Source organism: Bradyrhizobium zhengyangense, assembly GCF_022012555.1.
In the GTDB taxonomy this organism is placed as follows: domain Bacteria; phylum Pseudomonadota; class Alphaproteobacteria; order Rhizobiales; family Xanthobacteraceae; genus Bradyrhizobium; species Bradyrhizobium zhengyangense.
The window spans coordinates 26,991-51,736 of sequence record NZ_JAKLTZ010000025.1 but is presented as its reverse complement, the minus strand read 5'-3'; the positions used below and the strand labels follow the sequence as shown (position 1 = coordinate 51,736).

Annotated in this window: 23 protein-coding genes; 12 read left to right on the top strand and 11 right to left on the bottom strand. The window is 63.9% G+C overall.

Annotation, left to right across the window (positions count from 1 at the left end):
* The first annotated feature begins 41 nt into the window (after positions 1 to 41).
* The 3 genes from L6639_RS39710 to L6639_RS39700 are packed head-to-tail and all read left to right on the top strand — an operon-like array spanning position 42 to position 3,650.
* The gene (locus L6639_RS39710; protein ID WP_237866934.1) at positions 42 to 1,589 is read left to right on the top strand and encodes a sugar ABC transporter ATP-binding protein; all 1,548 of its coding nucleotides are present in this window, start codon (positions 42 to 44) and stop codon (positions 1,587 to 1,589) included.
* Entirely contained in the window at positions 1,582 to 2,694 is a 1,113-nt protein-coding gene (locus L6639_RS39705) for an ABC transporter permease (RefSeq protein WP_237866933.1), read from the top strand. The genes L6639_RS39710 and L6639_RS39705 overlap by 8 nt, the downstream gene beginning before the upstream one ends.
* Complete coding sequence (locus L6639_RS39700) at positions 2,691 to 3,650, top strand: ABC transporter permease (RefSeq protein WP_237866931.1); 960 nt, start codon at positions 2,691 to 2,693, stop codon at positions 3,648 to 3,650. Before L6639_RS39705 ends, L6639_RS39700 begins: the two co-directional genes overlap by 4 nt.
* A 2-nt stretch (positions 3,651 to 3,652) precedes the next feature.
* On the opposite strand, the gene L6639_RS39695 is transcribed toward L6639_RS39700, so the two are convergent.
* Entirely contained in the window at positions 3,653 to 5,041 is a 1,389-nt protein-coding gene (locus tag L6639_RS39695; RefSeq protein WP_237866930.1) for an aminotransferase-like domain-containing protein, read from the bottom strand.
* Positions 5,042 to 5,373: 332 nt separating this feature from the next.
* On the opposite strand from L6639_RS39695, the gene L6639_RS39690 reads away from it, so the two are divergent.
* From L6639_RS39690 to L6639_RS39655, 8 genes are read left to right on the top strand one after another with little or no spacing between them, the layout of a single operon-like run.
* A complete protein-coding gene (locus L6639_RS39690) occupies positions 5,374 to 5,856 on the top strand; it encodes an MSMEG_0572/Sll0783 family nitrogen starvation response protein (protein WP_027526573.1) in 483 nt (160 codons plus the stop codon).
* Positions 5,857 to 5,894: 38 nt separating this feature from the next.
* Complete coding sequence (locus L6639_RS39685; protein WP_237866929.1) at positions 5,895 to 6,950, top strand: Nit6803 family nitrilase; 1,056 nt, start codon at positions 5,895 to 5,897, stop codon at positions 6,948 to 6,950.
* Entirely contained in the window at positions 6,877 to 7,995 is a 1,119-nt protein-coding gene (locus L6639_RS39680; protein WP_237866928.1) for an MSMEG_0568 family radical SAM protein, read from the top strand. The genes L6639_RS39685 and L6639_RS39680 overlap by 74 nt, the downstream gene beginning before the upstream one ends.
* Complete coding sequence (locus L6639_RS39675) at positions 7,992 to 8,540, top strand: MSMEG_0567/Sll0786 family nitrogen starvation N-acetyltransferase (protein WP_237866927.1); 549 nt, start codon at positions 7,992 to 7,994, stop codon at positions 8,538 to 8,540. Before L6639_RS39680 ends, L6639_RS39675 begins: the two co-directional genes overlap by 4 nt.
* Before the next feature lie 2 nt (positions 8,541 to 8,542).
* Positions 8,543 to 9,538, top strand: coding sequence for a sll0787 family AIR synthase-like protein (locus L6639_RS39670; RefSeq protein WP_377819183.1), 996 nt, complete (start codon positions 8,543 to 8,545; stop codon positions 9,536 to 9,538).
* Entirely contained in the window at positions 9,535 to 10,701 is a 1,167-nt protein-coding gene (locus L6639_RS39665) for an MSMEG_0565 family glycosyltransferase (RefSeq protein ID WP_237866925.1), read from the top strand. Before L6639_RS39670 ends, L6639_RS39665 begins: the two co-directional genes overlap by 4 nt.
* Positions 10,694 to 10,981, top strand: coding sequence for an MSMEG_0570 family nitrogen starvation response protein (locus L6639_RS39660; RefSeq protein ID WP_237866924.1), 288 nt, complete (start codon positions 10,694 to 10,696; stop codon positions 10,979 to 10,981). Before L6639_RS39665 ends, L6639_RS39660 begins: the two co-directional genes overlap by 8 nt.
* A 12-nt stretch (positions 10,982 to 10,993) precedes the next feature.
* Positions 10,994 to 12,292, top strand: a complete 1,299-nt coding sequence (locus L6639_RS39655) for an MSMEG_0569 family flavin-dependent oxidoreductase (protein WP_237866922.1) — start codon at positions 10,994 to 10,996, stop codon at positions 12,290 to 12,292.
* Between the two features lie 10 nt (positions 12,293 to 12,302).
* Here L6639_RS39655 and L6639_RS39650 read toward each other — a convergent pair whose 3' ends face one another.
* The 9 genes from L6639_RS39650 to L6639_RS39610 form a co-directional block, all read right to left on the bottom strand.
* A complete protein-coding gene (locus tag L6639_RS39650) occupies positions 12,303 to 13,202 on the bottom strand; it encodes an SMP-30/gluconolactonase/LRE family protein (protein ID WP_237866921.1) in 900 nt (299 codons plus the stop codon).
* Positions 13,203 to 13,360: 158 nt separating this feature from the next.
* The gene (locus L6639_RS39645) at positions 13,361 to 14,599 is read right to left on the bottom strand and encodes an ABC transporter substrate-binding protein (protein WP_237866919.1); all 1,239 of its coding nucleotides are present in this window, start codon (positions 14,597 to 14,599) and stop codon (positions 13,361 to 13,363) included.
* Between the two features lie 36 nt (positions 14,600 to 14,635).
* Positions 14,636 to 16,117 carry an ATP-binding cassette domain-containing protein gene (locus tag L6639_RS39640; RefSeq protein WP_237866917.1) on the bottom strand — a complete coding sequence of 494 codons (1,482 nt, stop codon included), beginning with the start codon at positions 16,115 to 16,117 and terminating at the stop codon, positions 14,636 to 14,638.
* A complete protein-coding gene (locus tag L6639_RS39635; RefSeq protein ID WP_237866915.1) occupies positions 16,117 to 17,043 on the bottom strand; it encodes a branched-chain amino acid ABC transporter permease in 927 nt (308 codons plus the stop codon). The genes L6639_RS39640 and L6639_RS39635 overlap by 1 nt, the downstream gene beginning before the upstream one ends.
* Before the next feature lies 1 nt (position 17,044).
* Positions 17,045 to 17,920, bottom strand: coding sequence for a branched-chain amino acid ABC transporter permease (locus L6639_RS39630; protein WP_237866913.1), 876 nt, complete (start codon positions 17,918 to 17,920; stop codon positions 17,045 to 17,047).
* 109 nt (positions 17,921 to 18,029) lie between these two features.
* Positions 18,030 to 19,274 (bottom strand): ABC transporter substrate-binding protein, encoded by a 1,245-nt coding sequence (locus L6639_RS39625; RefSeq protein WP_237866911.1) that lies wholly within the window; start codon positions 19,272 to 19,274, stop codon positions 18,030 to 18,032.
* Between the two features lie 245 nt (positions 19,275 to 19,519).
* A complete protein-coding gene (locus L6639_RS39620) occupies positions 19,520 to 20,590 on the bottom strand; it encodes an NAD(P)/FAD-dependent oxidoreductase (protein ID WP_237866910.1) in 1,071 nt (356 codons plus the stop codon).
* Positions 20,591 to 20,630: 40 nt separating this feature from the next.
* Entirely contained in the window at positions 20,631 to 21,749 is a 1,119-nt protein-coding gene (locus L6639_RS39615; RefSeq protein ID WP_237866909.1) for a D-alanine--D-alanine ligase family protein, read from the bottom strand.
* Between the two features lie 50 nt (positions 21,750 to 21,799).
* Positions 21,800 to 22,543, bottom strand: a complete 744-nt coding sequence (locus L6639_RS39610) for a 3-deoxy-manno-octulosonate cytidylyltransferase (RefSeq protein ID WP_237866906.1) — start codon at positions 22,541 to 22,543, stop codon at positions 21,800 to 21,802.
* A gap of 372 nt (positions 22,544 to 22,915) precedes the next feature.
* On the opposite strand from L6639_RS39610, the gene L6639_RS39605 reads away from it, so the two are divergent.
* A complete protein-coding gene (locus tag L6639_RS39605; protein WP_237866903.1) occupies positions 22,916 to 24,088 on the top strand; it encodes a hypothetical protein in 1,173 nt (390 codons plus the stop codon).
* 103 nt (positions 24,089 to 24,191) lie between these two features.
* On the opposite strand, the gene L6639_RS39600 is transcribed toward L6639_RS39605, so the two are convergent.
* On the bottom strand, positions 24,192 to 24,680 hold the full coding sequence (locus L6639_RS39600) for a MarR family winged helix-turn-helix transcriptional regulator (RefSeq protein WP_237866901.1): 489 nt from the start codon (positions 24,678 to 24,680) through the stop codon (positions 24,192 to 24,194).
* Positions 24,681 to 24,746 lie beyond the last annotated feature (66 nt).

The window sequence follows — 24,746 nt, the reverse complement described above, 5'->3', positions numbered from 1 at the left end:
CGGCCCGGCCTTTGCCGGGCCGCCGCTGCGTGAGCCCCGACATGTCCGATGCCGTCCTGACCCAACCTGCCTTCCTCACGCTCTCTGGAATTTCCAAGCGCTACGCCGGCGTGCGTGCGCTCGAAGGCGTCGACTTCGCCTGCGAGCGCGGCAAGATCCACGCGGTGCTGGGCGAGAACGGCGCCGGCAAGTCGACGCTGATCAAGATCATCTCGGGTGTGGTGCAGCCCGATTCCGGCAGCATGCGTCTTGCCGGACAGGACGTCAGCTTTGCAACGCCCTCCGCCGCCAATGCCGCCGGCGTCGTCTGTATCTTCCAGGAGCTGTCGCTGATGCCCGACCTCTCGGTCGCGGACAACATCTCGATCGCCGCGCCGCCGCGCCGCTTCGGCCTGATCGACGCGCGAGCGCAGCGCCGTCGTGCCGAACAGCTGCTGGCCGAGATCGGCTGCGAGGACGTCAATCCCCTGATGCGCGTGCGCGACCTGCCGCTGTCGCGTCGTCAGGTGGTGGAGATCGCCAAGGCGCTCGGCAAGAAGCCGCAGCTCTTGATCCTCGACGAAGCCACCTCGGCGCTCACCAGCGCCGACGTCGAGAAAGTGTATGCCATGCTGGCGCGCCTCAAGGCCGAAGGCGTTGCCATTCTCTACATCTCGCACCGAATGCATGAGGTCGAGGCGCTGGCCGACCGTGCCTCCGTGTTTCGAAACGGCCGCCATATCGAGACCTTCGACAAGGGCAAGCGCTCGACCGCCGATATCGTTCAGCTCATGATCGGGCGCGACATCGCGACCCAATATCCGCCCAAGCCCGCGCGTGAAGCGTTGAAGCCGGTGCTTGATATCGAGAATTTGAGCTGGGACAGGCGCCTCGATCGCATCTCTCTCCGGGTGGGCGCCGGCGAGATCGTCGGCCTCGGCGGGCTCGACGGCCAGGGCCAGAAATCCCTGCTGCTGGCGCTGTTCGGCGTGCTGCGCGGCGTCACCGGGCGGGTGACCGTCGAGGGCCACGAGGTGCGCCCGGCGTCTCCGGCGGCGGCGAAGTCGGTCGGCATTGCGCTGGTGCCGGAGGATCGCAAGACCGAAGGCCTGATGCTGCCGATGTCGATCGCGGACAATCTGGTGATCGCCTCGCTCGATGCGATCTCGACCGGCCCTCTGGTCGATCGCGCGCGCGAGAATGAGGTGATCAAGCGCGCCATCGCGCGGCTCCAGATCAAGATCGGCGCGCCTGGCGACGCGGTCTCCACGCTGTCAGGCGGCAACCAGCAGAAGGTCGTTCTCGCCAAATGGCTGATGACCGATCCCAAGCTCATCCTGCTCAACGATCCCACGCGCGGCATCGATGTCGGGACCAAGCAGGAGCTTTACCGACTGATGCGCGAGCTCGCCGATCAGGGCGCGGCGATCTTGTTTTACTCGACCGACTACGACGAGCTCATCGGCTGCTGCGACCGGGTGGCGATCATGTATGACGGGCGCATCGTGCGCGAGCTCGAAGGTGACGAGCTCACCGAGACCAACATCATCGCGAGCGCGCTGAACATCGACGCCGCGACGCCTGATGCTGCCGGAGCCGCCCATGCTTGACGATATCGCCATCAGGGTCCGCCAGAACATCGGCATCGTCACCGCCGTCCTGTTGTTCGCCATCCTTTATCTGCTCTACAACCTTGCCCATCCCAAGGGCTTCTCGTCGGCGGTGCTGGTGCAGAACGGCGACGAGATCTTTGCGCTCGCCATGCTGGCGATGGCCCAGACAGTGCCGGTGCTGGCATCGGGACTAGATCTTTCCGTGGGCGCCGTCATGACCATGGTGGGGTGTTTCGCAAGCTATCTGCTCACGGGGGCGGCGGACGGCACGCCGCTGCATCTCGACATCTTCGGCCTGCAGCTCGGCCTCGGCACCTTCCCCGGCGGGGTGAGCGGCATCCTGCTCGGCATCGTGCTGTGCCTCGCGACCGGCGCACTTGCCGGCTTCATCAACGGCTGCGTCGTCGTCTACGGACGCATCCAGCCGATCATCGCGACGCTCGCGACCGGCGCGGTCTATATCGGCATCGCGCTGTTTCTGCGGCCGACGCCGGGCGGCAAGATCGATGAGGATCTCAACTGGGCGCTGACCAATTCGCTCGGCGATTTCGCCGCGACCGTCCATATTTTCGACGACGGCGCCGCGAGCTGGTTTACACCGGTGGCCTGGATCCCGGTGCCGTTCGTGCTGCTGATCCTGATCGCGCTCCTGGTCTGGGTGCCGTTCCGCCGTTCCGTGATTGGCCGCGCCGTCTATGCTGTCGGCTCCGCTGAAGGCGCCGCCTACATGTCCGGCCTTCCGATCGAGCGCGCCAAGATCGCGGCCTTCACGCTCGCCGGCTTCTTTGCCGGCTGTGGCGGCCTGTTCCTCGCCATCCAGACCTCCTCCGGCAATGCCGACATCCCGCAGGCCGGAGCCTACACGCTCAACTCCATCGCCTCCGTCGTCATCGGCGGTACCTCGCTGTTGGGGGGCACCGGCAGCGCGATCGGCTCGATCTTCGGCGCCATGGTGCTGCGCGTCATCTCGTTCTTCTTCCGCATCTTCGACATCGCGCCGCTGCTGCAGCCGCTGTTCGAGGGGCTGATCCTGCTGGGGGCGGTCAGCATCAGTGCGCTCGGAGTCCTGCGCGTCAAGAATACGCTGGAGCTGTTTCGATGACGACTGCGTCCCTCGGGCTCTCTCGCGACGACCGTCCGATCCTGATCGCGGCGTTGTTCATCCTCGTCATCCTCGTCGCCGGCACGGTCTACACCTTTGCCCGGTTCGGCAGCGCGCCGCTGCTGTCACCGACCTATCTGTTGCAGCAGCTCCAGATCGGCGCCTTCCTTGGCATCGTCTCCGCCGGGATGATGATGGTGATCCTGATCGCGCAGATCGACCTGTCGGTGCCGTGGACGCTCGCCGCCGCGGCGATGATGGCGACATCGATCGGCGGGCCGCTCGCCATTCCGGTCGGGCTTGGCGTCGGGCTGGTTGTCGGTCTCATCAACGGCATCGGGATTGCTTACCTGCGCGTCCCCTCGATGATCTTCACGCTTGGCGTCAACGCGGTGATGCGCGGCCTGATGGTCGCTCATACCGGTGGCTATGCGCCGCAGACCGGCGCCACCGACCTGATGCGGATGCTCGCCGGCGACCGCACGCTCGGTATTCCCAATGCCTTGTTCGTCTGGATCGCCGTGTCGGTGCTCATCGCGATCGTTCTCCAGCGCACGACGCTCGGCCGCTACGTCTATGCCATCGGAAACAAGGAGGCCGCCGCGTATCTGGCCGGCGTCGATACCCGCCGCATCACCGTGATCTGCTTCGTCCTCTGCGGCCTCGCGGCCGCGCTCGCCGGCGTCCTGCTCGCCGGCTACTCCACCAAGGCCTATCAGGGCATGGGAGACGCCTATCTGCTGCCGTCGATCGCAGCGGTGGTGATCGGCGGCACCAACATTCTCGGCGGCCGCGGCCGCTATCTCGGCACGCTGATCGGCGTCGTGCTGATCGTGCTGCTCAACAGCGTGCTGTCGATCATGGATATGCCCGAGGCTGGCCGCCAGGTAATCTACGGCCTCGTCATCATCTTCATGTTGCTGGTCTACGGCCGCGGCGAACGCGTCACGAGCTGACGTTAGAGAAACGGCGACGCCAGGGCTGGCGTTTCGACCAGCGCGTGAGCGGCGTATTCGAGCGCGGATCTAATTTGCGCCCGCGTTGAAGGACCGCAGATGCATACTCTGACGGCTTCGGGGGGCGGGTCAGTTACCACAAAGGCGTCGCTTGCGACGACGCCGATGCCGGTCTGCCGCATGTGCTCCACGAAAGCCGAACGTCTCCAAGGTGTGGGCAGCTCGACCCACAGGTTGAAGCTGAGGGGATCGCCGCGATAGGACCCTTTGGGAAGGATTTCGGCGGCGAGCTTTTGCCGTGCCGACGTCTCGGCGCGGATGAACCGCAACATCGTGTCCGCGGTGCCGTCTTCGATCCAGCGCGTCGCGATCGCCACGGTGAGGGGAGATGCCATCACGGTCGCTGACCGCAGCGCCGAGGCAAACGGCCAGGCCGAGCGCGTATCGGGCACGACGACATAGGCGGTGCGCAAGCCTGCTCCGATGCACTTTGCCAGTCCCGCGACGTGCCAGGTCAGGTCCGGCGCGATCGCCGCGAAGGGCGCGTGGCCGTGGCCATGTTCGGGAATGAAGCCGTAGGCGTCGTCCTCGATGATCGGCAGCTTGAAGCGTCGCGCGATCGCGACGATCTCGCGCCGTCGCGAATCCGGGATCGTCAGCGTCGTCGGATTCTGCAGCGTCGGATTGAGGTAGATCGCCTTGGGCTTCAGCTTCTTGCAGGCATCGGTCAGCGCCTGCGGCTCGATGCCATCCTGATCCATCGGCAGGCCGACGAGATTGATGCCAAGCTGCGCGGCGATCGACCTGATCCCGGGATAGGTGATGGCCTCGCACAGCACCACGTCGCCAGCTTTCGCAAGGATCGAGAGGATGCCGAGCAGCGCCGGATGGGCCCCCGGCGAGACGAAAATGCGATTCTGTGCCGGCACCAGCGCGCGGCGGCCGAGCCAGCTCGAGGCGGCATCCTTGTCGGCCTGCGTGCCCCCAAAGCCCTGGTAGCGCAGCAGCGATGCGATGTCGCGCAGCACATGTTCGGCGCCGGCCTGCATGCGCTCGATCAATTCAGGGTCGTCGGGCTCGGGCGGCAGGTTCATCGAGAGGTCGACGGGGCGAGGCGGAAAGCTCGTTGCCGAACGCCGCGGCCGCGGCTTGTCGCGCACGAAGGTTCCCTGTCCGACCTTGGATTCAATCAGTCCGCGCTTCTGCGCCTCGACATAGCCGCGCGCGACGGTCGTGAAATCGACGTCGAGGCGCTTGGCCAGCTTCCGCTGTGGCGGCAGGCGGTCGCCGATCACAAGCCGTCCGGCTGCGATGTCGTCGGCAATTGCGTCTGCGATGGCGAGATAACGCGGCTTGTCGCTGCTCGAGAGATCGGGTCGCCAGTCGGCCATAGTTCGGTTCCGGTCAATTACGTCAGTAGAATTGACTGTATATTGTTGCAAGCACAGACGCAATTGTATCGGTGATTTCTGCTGCTTTGGAAGAGGGTTCCGGTTGAGCGCGTTGCACATCGATCAGGCGCGCTGCTTAGTATTTTTCAGGCACTATTTTTCGAGCACGGCGCGAGCACATCCAAATCCAGTCAGGTCTCCATTCAACATTGAATGTATAAATGAATGCAAATTGAATGGTGTGATGATTTGTAGTGCAGAACGCTGCTTGGCACATTGATTGCAGAACCTGATCTCGATCCGGGAGGGCCGGACGTGAACAGGAGGTGTCTATGCCAGCAGTGAACATGCCCGCGCGTCAGAAGGGCGACTTTCTTGTCGACTACGAAGAGAAGGTTTTCGAGGACGTCAAAGCGAAGCCGGGTGAGAAGGCGCTGGTCACCTTCCACACCGTCGCGTTCGAAGGCTCGATCGGCCTCGTCAATATTCTCCAGGCGCTGCGCCTGAAGCGGAAAGGTTTCGAGACCTCGGTTCTGCTTTACGGTCCCGGTGTCACGCTCGGCATTCAGCGCGGCTTTCCGAAGATCGGCGACGAGGCGTTCCCGGGCGCGCAGAACTTCAATAACCAGCTCGCGAAATTCATGGATGAAGGCGGCAAGGTCTATGCCTGCCGGTTCGCGCTGCAGGCGCTTTACGGCCATGGCGAGCCGTCGCTGATTCCGGGCATCCGGCCGATCAATCCGCTCGATGTGCTCGACCTCATCCTGCTTCACCGCAGGGACGACGCGTTCATGATCCACACCTGGACAGTCTGACCTCGGTTGGCTCGCGCGACGGACGAGGGAGAGCACAAGTGACAGCGAAGCGCACGATCAGGGCTGGCGCTGTTCAGATCGCGCCAGATCTGGACACGCCGACCGGAACGGTCGACCGGATCCTGGCGGCCATCACGGAGGCGGCGGGCAAGGGAGTCCAGTTCGCCGTCTTTCCGGAGACGTTCGTTCCCTGGTACCCGTATTTCTCCTTTGTCCGTCCGCCGGTTCTGAGCGGTGCCGAGCACATCCAGCTTTATGACAATGCCGTCGTCGTGCCTGGTCCCGTGACGGACGCGGTCGCGCAAGCGGCCAAGCGCCACGGCATGGTCGTGGTGCTCGGCGTCAACGAGCGCGATCACGGCTCGCTTTACAATACCCAGCTCGTGTTCGATGCTAACGGCGCGCTTCTCCTGAAGCGCCGCAAGATCACGCCGACATTTCACGAGCGCATGATCTGGGGGCAGGGCGATGGCGCCGGCCTGAAGGTGGTCGAGACCGCGGTCGGCCGTGTCGGCGCGCTCGCCTGCTGGGAGCATTACAATCCGCTCGCCCGCTACGCGCTGATGGCCCAGCACGAAGAAATTCACGCGGCCCAGTTTCCGGGATCGCTGGTCGGACAGGTGTTCGCCGACCAGATCGAAGTGACGATCCGGCATCATGCGCTTGAAAGCGGATGCTTCGTCGTCAACGCCACCGGCTGGCTGACCGAGGAGCAGATCGCGAAAATCTCGCCGGAGGAAGGCCTGCGCAAAGGTTTGCGCGGCGGCTGCATGACCGCGATCGTCTCTCCCGAAGGCAATCATCTGGCGCCACCGCTGACCAGCGGTGAGGGCATCCTTGTTGCCGATCTCGATCTCGCTTTGATCACCAAGCGCAAGCGGATGATGGACTCGGTCGGCCACTACGCCCGGCCGGAGTTGCTGTCGCTCGTGCTGAACGACCAACCGGCGCGTCCGATGCACGGCTTTCACCCAAACCGCCTCACGCCCATGTCGAAAGACCAATCAGATGAGAGTGCAGATGTCGCAACCCCAGGCGATGCCGACCGAGCAGCTGATCAACGAGTTGCAGTCCTTCGGGGTTCGGCTCGCTGATCCCAAGACCGGGGGCACGAGCCGCCGCGGCGGCGCCGGGCCGTCGGATCACACGCCGTTCACGATCGATGGCGCCACCGTGATGATCCCGGTGCACAACGCGCCGGCCTTCGAGAGCCCCTATCTCGTCGAGCGCCCTGACGAGGCCGGACGCAGCCGCATCTCGCGCGACGGCGTGGTGCTGGCCGACGTCTCGTTTCCGTTGCGACCCAAGTTCTACGACCGCACCACCGCGGACGGCATTCCCTATTGGAAGATCGCGACCCTGCACGGGCGCGACGTTCTCGCCACCACGGTGCTGCAGACCTGCATCCGCTATCAGAGCCGCACCAAAACCTGCCAGTTCTGCGCCATCGGCCAGTCGCTCGCGGCGGGTCGCACGGTCGAGCGCAAGACGCCGGCACAGCTTGCCGAAGTCGCCAAGGTCGCCGTCGAGCTCGACGGTGTCAGGCATATGGTGATGACGACTGGCACGCCGCACACGTCGGACCGCGGCGCCGGCATCCTTGCGGAGAGCGCGCAGGCCATCAAAGCCGCCGTCGATCTGCCGATCCAGGCGCAATGCGAACCGCCTGATGATTTTGCCTGGTTTCAGCGCATGAAAAGCTCAGGCGTCGACGCGCTCGGGATGCATCTGGAGGTGATCGGGCCAGCCGTGCGGCAAAGGATCATGCCCGGCAAGGCGCAGGTCCAGGTCGAGCAATACATGGACGCGTTTGCCGCGGCCGTGCCGGTCTTCGGCCGGGGTCAGGTCTCGACTTATATCCTGGCTGGCCTCGGTGACGAGCCGTCCGAAATCCTCGCGCTGTCGCGCCGGCTGATCAATCTCGGCGTCTATCCCTTCGTCGTGCCGTTCGTGCCGATCGCCGGCACGCCGCTGGAGAGCCATGCGACGCCGTCTGCGGCGTTCATGCATGAGATTCTGCGCCCGCTCGCCGAGATGCTGCGCGCCGGCGGCTTGCGCGCCACCGATATCAAGGCAGGTTGCGGCAAATGCGGCGCCTGCTCGGCCCTGTCCACCTACGAGCGCGGAGCAAGTGCATGATGTTCGAGCCGTTCAAGCCGTTCGTCGCGCCAGAATTCCAGGTGAAGTTTGCAACCGAAGCCTGGGAGCGCGCTGCCGCTGCAGCCTTGCGCCGCAAGGTCTTCTGCGAGGAGCAGGGCGTGTTTTCAGGCGATGATCGCGACGCGGTCGACGTTTCAGCCATCCCGCTCGTGGCCGTGTCGCTGCTCGGCGTCGCCGAGGACGAGGTCGTCGGTACCGTGCGCATTCATGCCGACGATCACGAGGCGGATGTGTGGTGGGGCTCCCGCCTTGCCGTCGAGAAGAGCTATCGGCGTCTCAGCGCGGTCGGCGCCGGCTTGATCCGGCTTGCCGTGTCCTCCGCGCATGCGCGCGGCTGCCGGCGGTTCCTTGCCAATGTGCAAAGTCAGAACGCGCTGCTGTTCCAGCACATGCATTGGCGCTCGCTCGGCGAATTCGAGCTCCATGGCCGGCCGCACCATCGCATGGAGGCCGATCTCGACCATTACCCGCCGTTCCGCACGCCCGAAACCGGCTTCCTCTCGCTCGCAAAGCTGGCAGCCTGATGATGCTGACCGACGCCGCACTCACGAGCCTCGCCGAAACGCTCCGCAAAAGCCGCGGCATCGCCGCCAAGGCCGATATCGCGGCTGTTGCGGCCGCGCTCGATCTGTCGGGCAGCGACGCCATCGCGGTGGGGGACGATTGCGCAGCGATCCCCGAGGGCGACGGCTACACCCTGTTCGCCATCGAAGGCTTCATGAACGAATTCGTTGCGGCCGATCCCTGGTTCGCGGGGTGGTGCGGCGCCATGGTCAACATCTCGGACGTCGCTGCGATGGGCGGACGACCGACGGCCATCGTCAATGCGATCTGGTCCAACGGCGCTGATGAGGCCGCGCCCATTCTCGAAGGATTGAAAGCCGCCGCGAAGACATTCGGTGTGCCTGTCATCGGCGGCCACACCAATGTGCGCAGCAGCCAGAGCCAGTTTGCCGTCGCGATCCTCGGTCGGGCCAAGCGGCTTCTCACGAGCTTCGATGCCAGGCCTGGCGACAAGCTCATCGCGGCGATCGACCTTCGTGGCCGCTACCGCGATCCATTTGCGAATTGGGAGGCAGCGACCGACGCGCCCGCGGAGCGGTTGCGCGGCGATCTGGAGATCCTGCCGTCGATTGCTGAGGCAGGGCTCGCACTGGCAGCCAAGGACATCAGTCAGGGCGGCATTGTCGGGACCGCCGCAATGTTGGCGGAGTGCTCGCAGGTTGCCATCACACTGGACGTCGAGGCGGTTCCGATTCCCGCCGGAGCGCCGCTCGAGCGCTGGCTGCTGACGTTCCCGAGCTTCGGCTATCTGCTGTCGGTCAAGCCCGGCGACGTCGACGCGATCCTGTCGCGTTTCCAGCGACGCGACATCGCGGCCGCCGCGATCGGAGACGTCAGTGCGGGAACACGCGTCGATATCAGCGCTGCTTCTGCCCGTGCAACTGTCTGGGACTTCGCGGCGCAACCCCTGATCGGCTGTGCGCCAGATCAGAACCATCAGCGGCGGAGTGTGGCATGAGCGGCAGTTCGTCCCGGCTTCGCATTGCGATCCTCACGCACTCCACCAATCCACGGGGCGGCGTGGTGCATGCGCTCGCGCTTGCCGATGCGCTCGCGGACCTCGGACATATGCCGGTCGTGCATGCGCCTGACCCCGCCGGCAAGGGCTTCTTCCGCCGCAGCATCGCCGCGACGCGTTCCGTGCCTGCATCGCCCGCCTCGGGCGACGTCGTCGCGACGGTCGAAACGCGCATCAAGGACTATGTCAGGTATTTTGAGGATTCTGCGCGTCGCCAGTTCGACATCTTCCACGCCCAGGACGGCATTTCCGGCAATGCGCTCGCGACGCTGAAACAGCGTGGCCTGATCCAGCGCTATGTCCGCACCGTTCATCACATCGATGCATTCACCGACGAGCGGCTCAGCGAGCTGGATCGTCGCTCGATCATCCGCGCCGACGGCTTATTCGTCGTAAGCCGGTTCTGGCAGGAGCGGTTGAGGGCAGAGATGTCCCGCTCGGCGGGGCTGGTCGGCAATGGCGTCGACACGGTACGCTATTCGCCCGCAGCGACTCCTGGCGATCAGGTATTGCGCGCCCGGCTCGGCCTTCGCGCTGGCCCGATCCTGCTCTCCATCGGCGGGGTCGAGCAGCGGAAGAATACGCTCGGCATTATCGAGGCCTTCCGGCAGGTGCATGCCGTGCATCGGTCCGCGCAGCTCGTCATCGCCGGGGGTGCATCTCTGCTGGACCATGGCCTCTATCGGCAACAGTTCAATTCGCGGCTGCGCGACGCCGGGCTGCCTGCGGATGCCGTCATCGAGACCGGTCCGCTGCCGGATGCCGAGATGCCATCGCTGTTTCGTCTGGCCGATGCGCTGATGTTCCCGTCCTTGCGCGAAGGCTTTGGCCTTGCTGTGCTGGAGGCGATGGCCAGCGGCTTGCCGGCGGTGGTCTCGCATCTCGCGCCATTCACCGAATATCTCGGCGCCGATGACGTTGCCTGGTGCGATCCGCATCACGCAGGCTCGATCGCGGATGCCACCCTCAGTGCACTCGCCGAGCCCCTGCGCTCGCGCCTGATTGCGAATGGCGCGAAGGTCGCCCGATTTCACGACTGGGGCCGCACCGCCAAGGCTCACATGGCGACCTATCAGGAGATGCGCGAGGTGCATTATGCCTGAGATGCACTTCCATGTGCGCTGGCCCGATGAGCGGATCGAGGCCTGCTATTCGCCCTCGCTCGTCATCAAGGACCACTTCGTCGCCGGCACGACCTATGCGCTCGACGATTTTCGCGAACGTAGCCGCATTGCGCTGACGATCGCGGCTGAGCGTGTCCGCGAGAAGTACGGCTTTCTCTGCTCGCGTGCGCTCGGGCAACTCACCCGGATCGAGGCGACGGCGGCACAGTTCGAGGCCACGCCCGGTGCTTCCGTCACCATCGTCTCGTTTGAAGACTAGCAGGAGCTGATCATGCCCGACCTTCACTCTCACTATCCGGTCGTCGTGATCGGCGGCGGCCAGGCTGGCCTTGCGATGAGCGCACAACTCAAGGCGCGCGGCATCGAGCATGTCGTGCTCGAGAAAAACACCATCGCACATTCCTGGAAGACCCAGCGGTGGGACGCGTTCTGCCTGGTGACGCCGAATTGGCAATGCAAGCTCCCGGGATTTCCTTATGCCGGTAGTGATCCGCACGGCTTCATGCTGCGCGACGAGATCGTCACTTACATCGAGGATTTCGCTAGGCACATCGGTGCGCCGGTTCGCGAGGGCGTCGCTGTCACACGCCTCAGGCAATCCGGTCGCGGCTTCATGCTCGAGACCGACGCAGGCGAGATCGCTGCTGACAGCGTCGTGCTGGCCGTCAGCGGATACCACGTTCCCAAGGTGCTGCCGTTTGCCGACCGGCTTGATCCGTCGATCATGCAGATCCACTCGTCCGCCTACCGCAATCCGGATCAGCTGCCGCCGGGCGAGATCCTGGTGGTGGGAAGCGGGCAATCGGGCTGCCAGATCGCGGAGGATCTGCACCTGGCTGGCCGCAAGGTACATCTCGCCGTCGGCAGCGCGCCACGTTGCCCGCGCTTCTATCGCGGCCGCGACGCCGTCGACTGGCTCGACGATCTCGGCCAGTATGACCTGCCCGTGGACAAGCATTCTCTGAAAGAGGGGGTCCGCAAGAACGCCAACCACTACCTGACCGGACGGGACGGCGGCCGCGACATCGACCTGCGCAAGTTCGCACTCGAGGGCATGAAACTCTACGGTCGCCTCAAGGACGGTCGTGGGACGCGCCTGCAGCTTGGCGATGATCTCCAGGTCAATCTCGACAATGCCGACCGGGTCTACAACGGCATCTGCCGAATGATCGACGAGCACATTGCAAGAAATAGAATTGCGGCGCCCGTGACGCCCCACTACGAGCCCGTGTGGTCCCCCGATGCGGTGCCCACAGAGCTCGATCTCGCGGCAAGCGGCGTCACTGGCATCATCTGGACGACCGGCTTTCGGTCCGACTGGTCCTGGGTCGACCTGCCGATGTTCGATGGCACCGGTTATCCAACCCACAAGCGGGGCGTCACCTCGGTCGACGGCGCCTATGTGGTCGGCCTGCCGTGGCTCTACACCTGGGGCTCAGGCCGGTTCGTCGGCATCGGGCGTGACGCGGAGTTTGTTGCGAACCACATCGACGAGCGATCGAGCGCATCGCATTCCGGCACGTATCAGGCAGGCCCACGCGAGCAATATGCAGCGAGAGCAGCCGTGTAGCTTCCTCTCCCTACACAGCCGCCCGCGTGTTAAGATAGATCGAATACAGCGAGGTCTGTCCGCAGATATAGAGCCGGTTGCGGCGCGGGCCGCCGAAGCAGACATTGGCGACGATCTCGCCGATCGGGACCGTGCCGATATGAGCCCGGTCAGGTGCATAGCAGAACACGCTGCGGCCCGCGGAGGTCCAGATGTTGCCATGGATGTCGACGCGGAAACCGTCATAGAGCCCGTCTGGACATGTCGCGAACAGTGAGGCGTCGCCGACAGTCTGTCCTTTGACCTCATAGGACCAGATCGTCGGCGGCAGTCCGCGCACATGCGTCGCGCCGGTGTCGGCGACGTACAGCCGCGTCTCGTCCGGCGAGAAGGCCAGCCCGTTCGGCTGCACCCGGTCGGATACGACGCGCGTGATGGCACCGGAGCTGCCGTCGATCCGGTAGACGTTGGAGGCGCCGATCTCGGACGGGCTCTGCTGTCCCTCATAGTCGCTGTCAATGCCGTAGGTCGGGTCGGAGAACCAGATCGAATGGTCTGACTTGACCACGACGTCATTGGGCGAATTCAGCCGGCGGCCCTCGAACTTGTCAGCGAGCACGGTGATCGAGCCGTCATGCTCGGTCCGGGTGACGCGCCGCATGAAATGCTCGCAACTGACCAGCCGCCCCTGGCGATCGGTGGTGTTGCCGTTGGAATTGAAGCTCGGCGAACGGAATACCGACACCGATCCGTCGGTCTCGTCGAAGCGCATCATCCGGTTATTCGGGATGTCGGACCAGATGAGGTAGCGCCCGGCGGGAAAATAGGCGGGACCTTCGGCCCAGCGGCAACCGCTGGTGAGCTTTTCGAGATTGACATGGCCGATGACCAGCCGATCGAAGCGAGGATCGTGGGTGACATAGGGGAGCATGCGTCCTCCTTGATGAGCCGCAGATTCTTGAGGGGGCCTGCGTGCGGTCGTTACTTTGATCGACCTTGCCGAATTTGCAAGATGGTTCGCTGCAAGGAGCAAAAACGAAATGCCCGGGAAGGCCCGGGCATCGCGCATGTGATCTGGCGTTGGGCCTGTTACTGCGACAGCTTCACGAAGTTCGGAAACTTCAGCTTGCCTTCCGCGATCTTCTCCGGCCAGACCACGACCTGCTTCTCATCCTGCCACTGGAAGACCAGGCCGGTCACGAAGCCGGCGCCCGACTTGATGCCGTGGGTGAACTCGTCATCCTTGCCGTAGAACTGAATCTTGCCGATCGTGCCTTCGTAGTCAGTCTTCTCCAGTTCAGTAACCATCTTGTCCGGGTCGGTCGATCCCGCGCGCTTGATCGCATCGGTGATCATATAGACCTCGTCATAGGCGGTGTAGCCGGTATAGGCCGGCGGCGCGCCGAACTTGGCCTTGAACGCGGCCGCGAACGGCTTTGTCTTCGAGGTCACGGCGACATCGGGCGTCGCGACAGCGAGCGATGGCACGCCGTCGGCGGCGCCGTTGGTGTCCTTCCAGAAGGTCGGACTCAGCGCCTGCGCACTGATGCCGAACATCGGCACCGGCACCTGCTGGTTCTTCCACTGCACCGTCGGCTGCACGCCGACATGGGAGATGCCGGTGACGATGACATCAGGCTTCTTGGCCTCGATGTTGTTGAAGATCGGCGTGAAGTCGGTGGTATCAGGCGAGAAGCGCACATGCTCGACGACCTTGAGGCCTGCCTTGGGCAGGCAGGCTTCGTAGCCGACGTCGAGTGGCTTGGTCCAGGCGGCGTCCTCGCTCATGATCGCGACGGTCTTCATGTGCATCTTGTCGACCAGCAGGTCCTTGGCGGCGTCGCAGACGAGTTGGGCCTGGGCGGCCGAGGTCAGATAGCCGTGGAAGGTGTACTTGTTCTTCTCGTAGTCGTTGTGGATCGCCTTGGTGATCTCGTTCGAGGCGGCGCCGGGCGTGATCAGCGGCATCTTCAGCCGCGCGGCCCAGGGCTCCAGCGCCAGCACGACCTCGGAGATGTAGCTCGCGATCACGGCCGAGACCTTGTCCTCGCTCACCGCGCGCTGGAATGCGCGCACGGAATCGGCCGAGGAGCTCTTGTTGTCATAGGTGACGATCTCGATCTTGCGGCCGAGAATGCCGCCCTTGGCATTGATCTCGTCGGCGGCGATCTGCGCGCCGCCGGGCGTTGCCGCGCCTGCGATCGACTGCACCTCGGCGATGACGCCGATCTTGATCGGGTCGTTCGACTGCGCGTAGGCGGGAGCTGCGAGGCAGAGCGCCAACGCGGAGCTGACGAGGGCGGAAGCCAAAACCGTCGATGATCGCATGGTCGTTTCCCTTTCGTTTTTTGTTGGTACGTGAACTCAAAGAAAATCGGCGCCGGCCTCAGCGGCGAAGCGGCCGGGATCGCCCTCCCAGACGATTCTGGCATGCTCCAGCACATAGACGCGGTCGGCATGGGGCAGAGCGAAGGTCACGTTCTGCTCGCCGAGCAGCACGGTGATCGAGGTGGTCTGCCGCAGCTTCTCCAGTGCCTTGGACAGCAGCTCGAGGATGACGGGCGCCAAGCCCAGCGTCGGTTCGTCCAGAATCAGGATTTGCGGCTGCATCATCAGCGCGCGACCGATCGCCAGCATCTGCTGCTCGCCGCCCGAGAGCGTCTGTGCCATCTGGCCCTGGCGCTCCTTCAGGATCGGGAATAGCTCGAACAGCCACGCAAGCTGCGCGGCGCGCTTATCGTCGGTCAGATGGTGGCCGCCGAGATCGAGGTTTTCTCGCACGGTCATCTCGCCGAACAGCTCGCGCGACTCCGGGCACTGGACGAGGCCGCTGCGGGCGATCTTCGCCGGGCTCGTGCCGCGCAGCTTCTCGCCGTTGCGAATGATCTCGCCGGTGTAGGGCAGGAAGCCGGAGATGGTGTTGAACAGCGTGGTCTTGCCGGCGCCGTTGAGGCCGACGATGGAGACGAATTCGCCTTCGTGGATGTGGATCGAGACGTTCTCCAGCGCCTGCGCCTTGCCGTAATGCACGCTGACATTCTCGACCTGGAGCAGCGGCACCTTGTCCTTGAAGCTGGTTTCGGGTCGCGCATGGGTCTCGATGGCGCCGCCGAGATAGACCCGCCGCACGGTCTCGTTCTTCATGACGTCGTCGGCCTTGCCGGTGACGATCTCCTCGCCGAGATACATCGCCAGCACTCGGTCGACCAGCGCCGCGACGCTCTTGACGTTGTGATCGACCAGCATCACCGCGCGACCCTCGTCGCGGAAGCTGCGGATCAGGTCGGAGAACACGTCGACCTCGGCGCGGGTCAGGCCCGCGAAAGGTTCGTCGACCAGCACGACCTTGGGATCACGCGCGATCGCCTTGGCGAGCTCGAGCCGACGCAAATCGGCAAAGGGCAGCGTCGGCGGGCGGCGGTTCATCACGGAGCCCAGGCCGACGCGGTCGGCGATCCATTTTGCGCGCTCGACCAGCGCCTTGTCCGGAAACAGCATGAACAGGCTGTCCGGCAGCAGCGCCACCATGATGTTCTCCAGCACCGTCTGCCGGTTCAGCGGCCGCGAGTGCTGGAACACCATGCCGAAGCCTTTGCGCGCGATCTTGTGCGCAGGCAGGCCCGCGACATTCTCGCCTTCGAACACGACGTCGCCCGCGGTCGGGCGCTCGATGCCCATCACGCTCTTCATCGCGGTGGATTTGCCCGAGCCGTTCGGCCCGATCAGGCCAAAGATCTCGCCGCTGTTGACCTCGAAGCCGAGGTTCTTCACCGCGGTCAACCCGCCAAAGCGTTTGGTCAGGCCGCGGACTTCGAGCACGGGCCGGTTGGAAAGCCTCTGATCCATTACGAGCGAGCCTCGCGCGAGAGGGCCGCCCCTAAGAAGCCGCCGGGGAAGAACAGGACGACGAGCAGGGCGACCGCCGAGACGATGAAGGTCGCGAGCTCGCCGGTCGGACGCAGGAATTCGCCGGCGACGATCAGGAAGATTGCGCCCAGCGCTGCGCCCAGCACGGTGCGGCGGCCGCCGAGCACGGCTGAGACGATCACGTTGACGCCGACCGCGACATCGACGACGGTGCCGACCGAGGCGGTGCCGAAATAGAACACCAGCAGCGCGCCTGACAGCCCCGAGAAGAACGCGCTGACGATGAAGGCGGCAAGCTTGTGCTTGACGATGTTGAAGCCGAGCGCGCCTGCTTGCACCGGATCCTGGCCGCTGGCCTGCAACACGAGGCCCACGGGCGATTGCGACAGGCCGTAGAGGATCGCCGCCGAGATCGTCATGAAGCCGAGCGCGATCCAGTAATTGGCGCCGGCATCGATTGTGATGACATCGGGGATGGTGAGGCCGATCTCGCCGCCGGTGAGGTCCGCGAATACGACGACGAAGTTTTGCAGCATCAACACCGCAACCAGCGTGGTCAGGCCGAAATACGGCCCGCGCACGCGCAGCGCGGGCAGCGCCAGCACGAGCCCGGCGACGACGGAAGCGAGCGCGCCCAGCACGATGCAGAGGTAGACCGACGAGCCGAATTGCGCATTCAAAATTCCGGCGGTGTAGGCGCCGACGCCGATCAGGAAGGTCGGGCCGAAATTGACCTCGCCGGCGAAGCCGAACAGCAGATCCCAGGCCATCGCGAACACACCGAAATAGAAAGCGACGGTAAGCAGCCCGAGCACATAGCCGGAGACATAAAGCGGCAGCGTCGCCGCGATGATCACGAGCGCCAGCGAGACGAAGAACAGGCGCGAGGTAAAGAAACCGGCCATCTCAGCGCCTCCCCAGAAGGCCCTGGGGCCGGATGTACATCACGAAGACGAGCAGCAAGAGCGCTGGAATGGTGCGATAGGCCGGCGAGACCAGATAGGCCGTGAGCGTTTCGAGATAACCGACAACGAAGGCCGCGATCAGCGAGCCGGAGACGCTGCCGAGGCCGCCGAGCACCACGATCGAGAACGCGCTCGCGGTCAGCGGCCCCACGCTGTAGGAGCTGACGCCGAGGAACATGCCGAGCAGCACGCCGGCAATGCCGGCCAGGATGCCGTAGATCGCCCAGACCACGATGTAGATGTTGGTGAGCTCGAGCCCGAGCAGCGTCACGCCGCGCGGGTTCATCGAGGCCGCCAGCACCGCCTTGCCGGTGCGGGTGCGATTCACCAAGAGCCACAGCAGTCCGATGACGAGGCAGCACACGATCGCCGTGAAGATCTCGTTCTTGGGCGTGCGGACGCCCAGGATCTCGACCACGCCTTCGACGATCGGCAGCACGGTCTTGGCGTTATTGGTGAAGAAATAGGCGATCAGCTCCTGGATCATGATGCCCCAGAGCAGCGTTCCCGTGAGGACGAAGATCTCCTTCTCCTCATTCGGGATGCGCCGGGAATCCTGGATCGGCTTCACGACGGCGAAGTAAGTGAGGAAGGCGGTGAGGAGGGCGACGCCGACGCCGATCAGCGCGCCGGCATAAGTGCCGACACCCAGAATGCTCGCGGCGGCCCAGGCCGCCACGGCGGCGGCCACCATGATGGCGCCGTGGGAGAGGTTGAGCACGCCGGAGACGCCGAAGATCAGTGTGAAGCCGGTGGCGCCGAGAGCGTAGAGAGCGCTGATGGCAAAGCCATCGATCAGAATCTGGAAAGCTCGCATTGATGATTGGCAATCCGCTCTATGAGCTGGCAGTCAGGCTGCCGCTTTGAGGAAAGGTGCAGCGCCGCAAGTGGAAGCTCCCGGGAGATGGTCCCGGGAGCAATTCCGATCAGTTGCTGAGCTTGATGAAGCTCGGGAACTTGATGTCGATCTTGGCGACTTCCTTGGGCCAGACCGCGCTCTGCTTGCCGTCCTGCCATTGCAACATCAGCCCGGTGATCAGGCCCTTGCCGTACTTGATCGAGTGCGTGAACGGATCGTCCTTGCCGTAGAACTGGACGCGGCCGATCGTGCCTTCCCAGTCGGTCTTCTCCAGCGCATCGACCAGCTTGTCGGCGTCGGTCGAGCCGGCGCGCTTCACGGCGTCGGCGATGTAGTAGACCTCGTCATAGGCGGTGTAGCCGGCATAGGACGGGTAGTTGCCGAACTTCTTCCTGAAGTTTTCCGCGAACGGCACCGACTTCGGCGTCACCGCGACGCCGGGCCCGGAGACGCCCTGATAGAGCACGCCTTCGGCGGCCTGGTTGGTGTCCTTGCCGAAGGTCTCGTTGGTGGCCTGCGATGAGATGCCGAACATCGGGATCGGCACCTGCTGGTTCTTCCACTGCACCGTCGGCTGCACGCCGACATGGGAGATGCCGGTGATGATCACGTCGGGCTTGGCGCCCTCGATCTTGTTGAAGATCGGGGTGAAGTCGGTGGTGTCAGGCGAGAAGCGGATATGGTCGAGCACCTTCAGCCCGATCTTGGGCAGGCATTCCTCGTAGCCGACATCGAGCGGCTTGGTCCAGGCGGCATCCTCGCTCATGATGACCGCGGTCTTCATGTGCATCTTGTCGACGAGCAGGTCCTTGGCGCCGTCGCAGACCGAGAGTGCCAATGCCGCGGAGGTCAAATAGCCGTGGAAAGTGTACTTGTTCTTCTCGTAATCGGCGTGGACGCTTTTGCTGATCTCATTGGAGGCAGCTCCCGGCGTCACGAACGGCGTCTTCAGCCGCGACGCCCAGGGCTCGAGCGCCAGCACCACTTCGCTGATGTAGCTGGCGATGACGATATTGACCTTGTCCTCGTTCACCGCGCGCTGGAAGGCACGCACTGAGTCTGCCGAGGAGGAGTGATTGTCGTAGCCGATGATTTCGATCTTGCGGCCGTCGACGCCGCCGGCGGCGTTGATCTCGTCGGCGGCGAGCTGCGCCGCCTGCGGGATCGAAGCGCCGGCAATCGCCTGCGCTTCCGCGATGACGCCGATCTTGATCGGATCGGCTGCAAAGGCCGCACCTGAGGCCGCTAACACCACGCCCGCCGCGGCCGCACCAAACGCACTTCGCAATGCACCAGAGAGTGCTTTATTCATTTTGTTCTCTCCCTTGAACCAAGCTTCTTTGAGCTATTGGGCCCGGACTATAACGGCGAGAGAATCCTCGGCAAGTGAAACTGTATTCAGGAGTGTACGATGGGGACTAAAGTCTAGCTGCGTAAATATCGGGCAGGACGGAGCGTTATTCCGCACGCAGGCATGCAGATTTCGCCGACGGGCATGCGCCTGTATCGCGGCGCGCAAGCGTGTCAGCGCAATCGCCGCCGCGGCAGATCGAGCGGCTAGAGGCGGGCCGGATCGAATGGCGCGAGGTCGACGTTGCGCGTTGCGCCTTCGACGATCAACTCCGCCAGCGCTTCGCCGGTCGCTGGGGCGTTGAGAATACCCCAGACACTATGTCCTGTCGCAACATAGAGCCGTTCATCCTGCGGTACGCGGCCAATCAGCGGCAAGCCGTCCTCCGTCACCGGACGATAACACGCCTGTTTCGCGATGATCTTCTCCGGTCGGAACAGCGGCGATAGTCGGCCCGATATTTCTTCCACCCATTTCATGCTGTTGGGCTCCGGCCTCACGTCGATCGGGTCAGTGGGAAAGGCTCCTGTGTCGGGGCAAGCGGTCACATAGGTGCTGCCATCCGGTCGAGGGAACACCTCGACAGAGGTGGTTTCGCCGTAGATCTTCGTCTCGAGAAACAAGGCGTCTGCCGACACATGCGTGCCCGTGTCGTACACGATGCTCGGGCTGCGTTGAGCATAGAGAGCAGGCAAGCTCATCCAGTTCGCGGCGAGCAGCGACCATGGTCCCATCGCGATCACGACGGCATCCGCCTCGATAATGCTATCGTCAACCTCGACACCCTTCGCGCGCGCCCCATCCCCATCGCGCACGATGCCCGTGAAGCGGGTGCGGCGAAGCTCGGCACCTTGCACGATCGCCGCGTTCATCATCGCCGACGTGAACTTTTGCGGATGAACGATCGCGGTCGTCTCGGTCGTCCCGATGCGTTGCGCGATGACGACGCCATCGCTCAGCCAATCGAGTGCGGACGGCGTATTTCGGCGCGGATCGTTGTCGTCGGCAACAAAGCCGCTGTAGGCCGTCATCGGGCGATGGCCCCAATCGCCGGCAATCTCCTCAGGCAACTGCGCGTGAAGTGCAAAGCTGCGTCGCGCCAGCGCGTCGAGCGGCGTGCCTGCGCACCAGTCGCGCGCCAGAAAGCCACCGGCCTTTCCCGATGCGGCGGCCGCCACCTCGGTCCGTTCGACGACGATGACATCGACGCCATGGCGGCTCAGGAAGTAAGCAGTACAGGCCCCGATCACGCCGCCGCCGCAGATCACAACGCGCATGGCTTGTTCCCTGATCCGCGCCTACGTTTGCGAAGACAACCTAGCTCGAATACCCGCGTTCCAGCGCGTGACGCTGCTGATAGCGGTCCAGCGCCAGATGGACGAGGCGTGTCAGCAGCTCGCCATACGGCACGCCCGAGGCCTCCATCATTTTCGGATACATGCTGATCGAGGTGAAGCCGGGCAGGGTGTTGATCTCGTTGAAGCAGAATTCGCCGGTTTGCCGGTCGAGGAAGAAATCGACGCGCGCGAGGTCGCTGCATTCGAGCGCCGCGAACACCTGCACCGCCAGCGCACGCACGCGCGCCATCTGGGCTGCATCGAGCCTCGCCGGAAGATCGACGCGTGCGCCGTCAGGATCGAGATATTTGGCTTCGTAGGAATAGAACTCGTGCTGGGCGTTGGGATTGAGCTCGCTGGCAACGCTTGCAAACGGCGTCTCGCCCTCGAGCACGGCGACCTCGATCTCGCGGGCGTCGATGCCCTGTTCGACCAGCACCTTGAGATCGTAGCGAAATGCGTCATCGAGCGCGGGCCCGAGCGCATCGGCAGTCTTGACCTTGTGGATGCCGACGCTAGAGCCCATGTTGCACGGCTTGACGAACACCGGGAGCGTCAGGCCCTGGATCGCCCTGGCGAGAGACGCAGCGCGATCGGCGACGAAAGCCTTGCGGGTGAGCACGCGATAGGGCGCGACCGGCACGCCGGCGAATTGCGCCAGCCGCTTGGCGACATCCTTGTCCATGCTGACGGCGGAGGCGAGAACGCCCGATCCGACATAGGCAATATCGGCCAGCTCCAGCAGGCCCTGCACGGTGCCGTCCTCGCACAGCGGGCCGTGCATGACCGGAAACACGACGTCGATCTCGATCGGGCCGCCTGTGCCCTCGACAACAGGCATGAGAACGCCGCGTCCGTCAGTGCCTCTGGCGAGCCGCATCTCGGGCGCATCGGACAGGATCGGCAGCGAGGCCTGCGCCGGGTCGATCGCCGAAAGATCGTTCCATTGCCACCGGCCGGTCTTGTCGATGGAAACAGGGATCACCTCGAAGCGCGCATGGTCGAGATGCCGGAGCACGGAGGCGGCCGATTTCAGCGAGACCTCGTGTTCACCGGACCTGCCGCCATAGAGAACAACGACGCGAATTTTGTCTGTCATGGCTCAATTATCACGCGCTTTGCCCGGAAGTCACGTACTGCCTGCGCAGACTAGATCGTCCTGGTCGCCAAGATATCTCGGGCACGCTCGAGGTCGGCCAGCGTATCCACGCCGAGCGGCTCCGTCTTGATCACCTTCGCGTCCATCCGCATGCCGTTCTCGATCGCCCTGAGTTGCTCGAGACTTTCACGCTGCTCGAGAATGCCACGTGGCAGGCCGACATATCTCGCCAACGCCTCGCGCCGATAGGTGTACATGCCGACGTGATGATAATGCGTTCCTGCGCCTGCGGGAATCACGGCCCGGCTGAAATAGACCGCGCGGCCGATGGTGTCTCCGGGATGGATCGCAAGAGCGATCTTCACAACGCTCGGTGCCTGGAGCTCAAGAGGATCCTCGATCTCGGTGGCGAGCGTGGCGATCGAACAATCGGCATGCCGCGACAACGGCTCCATGGTCGCCCGTATCGTCAGGGGATCAATGGTCGGCAGGTCACCCTGAAGCACGACGACTACATCGTGTGCCGCTCCCGCATCGCTCAGCTGAAGGGCCGCGTGCGCACGATCCGATCCTGTCGGGAGATTTGGGTCGGTCAGGACCGCACGACCGCCCAAGCCATCGATGACATCGACGATGGCTTGATCGCCACAGGCAACGACAACGGGGCCGATATCCGCCTCGAGACCTCGTCGCCAGACGTGGGCGATCATGGGTTTGCCGTTGATGTCGGTCAGTGCCTTGCCCGGGAGCCTGGTCGAACCGAGCCGGGTGGGAATGATCACGATTGGACGCATTGAAACCTTCTGCCTCTTGAACGGGGGCACGCGCCGCCGAAGTCGGCCGCGCAAAATGGATATGCTCGGAGAGCGCGGCAGGCGTCGCAACCTGCCGTCGCAGCTCGTCTTTGGACAATTCGAGGATATCGCCGAACGGATCCGCGGCGCCAGTGGGGCACGCTGGCGCGTCATCGTGAATCCTAGTCCGGTCCGCCTTCGCCGGGAAATGTTTCACGTGGGCGTCACAACCCCTCGATACGTTCACGGCGGCAATTTGGAGCCACGGGCGGGCCTCTTCTCATTTTCGTAAACCGGACTCGGCGCGGGGCAACTCAACGCTGCCTTCTGCGGTGAGCCCTCTTTTGTCCAAAGCAACTCTCGGGAGTGACGATGACGATGACGAGGCGAGGTGAGGGGAAGTCGAGGGCCATCTGCGGCAAGCTGCGCGCGACGGCCTTTCTTGTGCTTGCAGCCTGCTTTGCGATTTGTTCGATTGTTAGCGCGCGCGCCGACAATGATGACCGCGACAGGGGAGGCGAGAGCCGGGCTTACGCCATCGGGCTCTGGGGCGATTTGCCGTATTCCGACCTCCAGGCGCAGGTCGGCGTGCCGAACCTGATCGCCGACATGAACGCGCAGAGGCTGGCTTTCACGGTCCATGACGGCGACTTGAAGGCTGGCAACGGGACGCCTGGATCGGTGACGCCAACCACATGCAGCGATGCGCTGTACCAACAAGCGCTCGGCTATTTCAACGCGCTGAATTCAGCCGCGATGTTCACGACCGGCGACAACGACTGGACCGACTGCGATCGCGCATCGAATGGGTCGTTCTCCTCGCGCGAAAGGCTCGACTACGAGCGGAAGATCTTCTTCAGCACCGATCTCTCACTTGGCCAGCGGCCCATCAAGCAACAGGTCCAGCACGACAAGCTGTGCCTCGACCACAACAACCAGTTGACCGGTTGCGTCGAAAACCGTCGCTGGATCATGAAGGGTGTGGTTTACGCGACGCTCAACATTCAGGGGTCGTGCAACAACCGTTGCGATACGCTACCCGACGACGCCGAATGGGCCGCGCGCAACAACGCCAACATTTTCTGGATGCAGCAGACCTTCGATGTTGCGAGAACATACCGTGCCGCGGCTGTCATGTTCATCTCGCAGGCCGATCCGGGTTGGGACCAGTCGGACGGAACCCGCGCTCCGTTGCGTGACCCGAAGACGCTCGCGGAAACCGATGCCAATCCCGACGGTTTCCAGGCCTTTCTCGTCGCGCTGCGCGATGAAGTTGTCGCCTTCGGCAGGCCCGTCGCTTACGTTCATGGCGACTCCCACTATTTCCGGGTCGATCGCCCATTTCTCGATGCCAAGGGGCGACGGCTCGAAAACTTCGTCCGCGTTGAGACGTTTGGTGACAATCAGGCGAACGGTAACAACGACGTGCACTGGCTGAAGGTATTCGTGGACGACCGAAGCCGCGAAGTGTTCGCATTCCAACCGCAGATCGTGCCGTCCAATCGGACCGCCGTGCCCGCGCCTCCGAAGCGTGGCGACGATTGACAAGCGGTGCCGAGCCTTGCTGCTCGGCGAAAGAAACAGGCGGTGTAGGCGCTGATCGCGCCACCGCCAGAGATGGTATGCCGTCGCGAGACTCGACTCGCGGCTAGCGATCGCCTTTGCCTTTGCTTGTGGGCAATGGACAGTTGCTGCAGCACTGGTCGTCACACATCCGGCAGATCGTAAAGCGATCCATCTCGGATGTGTCCTGCCTCGCCAGCAAGTCATGTATCAGCGTTCCCAGGCGTTTGGTTTCAGCCGGCGACAGCACGTCCAAAAGCGATGCAACGGCTGAAATCCTTGACGCCAACAGCTCCTTCCTGCTTGCAGCGCCCTTCGTCGTCAAATGCAGGGCGACTTCGCGACCGTCCTTGCCCGGCCGGCGTTCGACAAGCCCATCGGTGACCAGCCGGTCGACGAGCCGGACCGTACCGGAATGTGACAAGTCAAGGATCCGCCTGAGCTTGTCGTTCGTCATGCCCCGGCCGTAGCCGATGACGATCAACGCCGCTGGCGTCTCGCCACCCCGGCCCACCACGTCGCGCGCGCGCTGCTCGATGCGATCCATGACGGCGAGCGACAGTGCACCCAGCAAATTCGCGATTCCTGTGTCCATGCGGGGGAGAATATGTGCGGAGCGCACAAAAAACAACTTGACCAA

Coding starts and splice junctions, on each gene's coding strand:
- L6639_RS39690 (WP_027526573.1), top strand. CDS start 5,374: ATGCCAGCAGTGAACATGCCCGCGCGTCAGAAGGGCGACTTTCTTGTC.
- L6639_RS39655 (WP_237866922.1), top strand. CDS start 10,994: ATGCCCGACCTTCACTCTCACTATCCGGTCGTCGTGATCGGCGGCGGC.
- L6639_RS39605 (WP_237866903.1), top strand. CDS start 22,916: ATGACGATGACGAGGCGAGGTGAGGGGAAGTCGAGGGCCATCTGCGGC.
- L6639_RS39640 (WP_237866917.1), bottom strand. CDS start 16,117: ATGGATCAGAGGCTTTCCAACCGGCCCGTGCTCGAAGTCCGCGGCCTG.
- L6639_RS39700 (WP_237866931.1), top strand. CDS start 2,691: ATGACGACTGCGTCCCTCGGGCTCTCTCGCGACGACCGTCCGATCCTG.
- L6639_RS39625 (WP_237866911.1), bottom strand. CDS start 19,274: ATGAATAAAGCACTCTCTGGTGCATTGCGAAGTGCGTTTGGTGCGGCC.
- L6639_RS39660 (WP_237866924.1), top strand. CDS start 10,694: ATGCCTGAGATGCACTTCCATGTGCGCTGGCCCGATGAGCGGATCGAG.
- L6639_RS39665 (WP_237866925.1), top strand. CDS start 9,535: ATGAGCGGCAGTTCGTCCCGGCTTCGCATTGCGATCCTCACGCACTCC.
- L6639_RS39705 (WP_237866933.1), top strand. CDS start 1,582: ATGCTTGACGATATCGCCATCAGGGTCCGCCAGAACATCGGCATCGTC.
- L6639_RS39615 (WP_237866909.1), bottom strand. CDS start 21,749: ATGACAGACAAAATTCGCGTCGTTGTTCTCTATGGCGGCAGGTCCGGT.
- L6639_RS39650 (WP_237866921.1), bottom strand. CDS start 13,202: ATGCTCCCCTATGTCACCCACGATCCTCGCTTCGATCGGCTGGTCATC.
- L6639_RS39645 (WP_237866919.1), bottom strand. CDS start 14,599: ATGCGATCATCGACGGTTTTGGCTTCCGCCCTCGTCAGCTCCGCGTTG.
- L6639_RS39680 (WP_237866928.1), top strand. CDS start 6,877: ATGTCGCAACCCCAGGCGATGCCGACCGAGCAGCTGATCAACGAGTTG.
- L6639_RS39675 (WP_237866927.1), top strand. CDS start 7,992: ATGATGTTCGAGCCGTTCAAGCCGTTCGTCGCGCCAGAATTCCAGGTG.
- L6639_RS39710 (WP_237866934.1), top strand. CDS start 42: ATGTCCGATGCCGTCCTGACCCAACCTGCCTTCCTCACGCTCTCTGGA.
- L6639_RS39635 (WP_237866915.1), bottom strand. CDS start 17,043: ATGGCCGGTTTCTTTACCTCGCGCCTGTTCTTCGTCTCGCTGGCGCTC.
- L6639_RS39630 (WP_237866913.1), bottom strand. CDS start 17,920: ATGCGAGCTTTCCAGATTCTGATCGATGGCTTTGCCATCAGCGCTCTC.
- L6639_RS39695 (WP_237866930.1), bottom strand. CDS start 5,041: ATGGCCGACTGGCGACCCGATCTCTCGAGCAGCGACAAGCCGCGTTAT.
- L6639_RS39670 (WP_377819183.1), top strand. CDS start 8,543: ATGCTGACCGACGCCGCACTCACGAGCCTCGCCGAAACGCTCCGCAAA.
- L6639_RS39620 (WP_237866910.1), bottom strand. CDS start 20,590: ATGCGCGTTGTGATCTGCGGCGGCGGCGTGATCGGGGCCTGTACTGCT.
- L6639_RS39610 (WP_237866906.1), bottom strand. CDS start 22,543: ATGCGTCCAATCGTGATCATTCCCACCCGGCTCGGTTCGACCAGGCTC.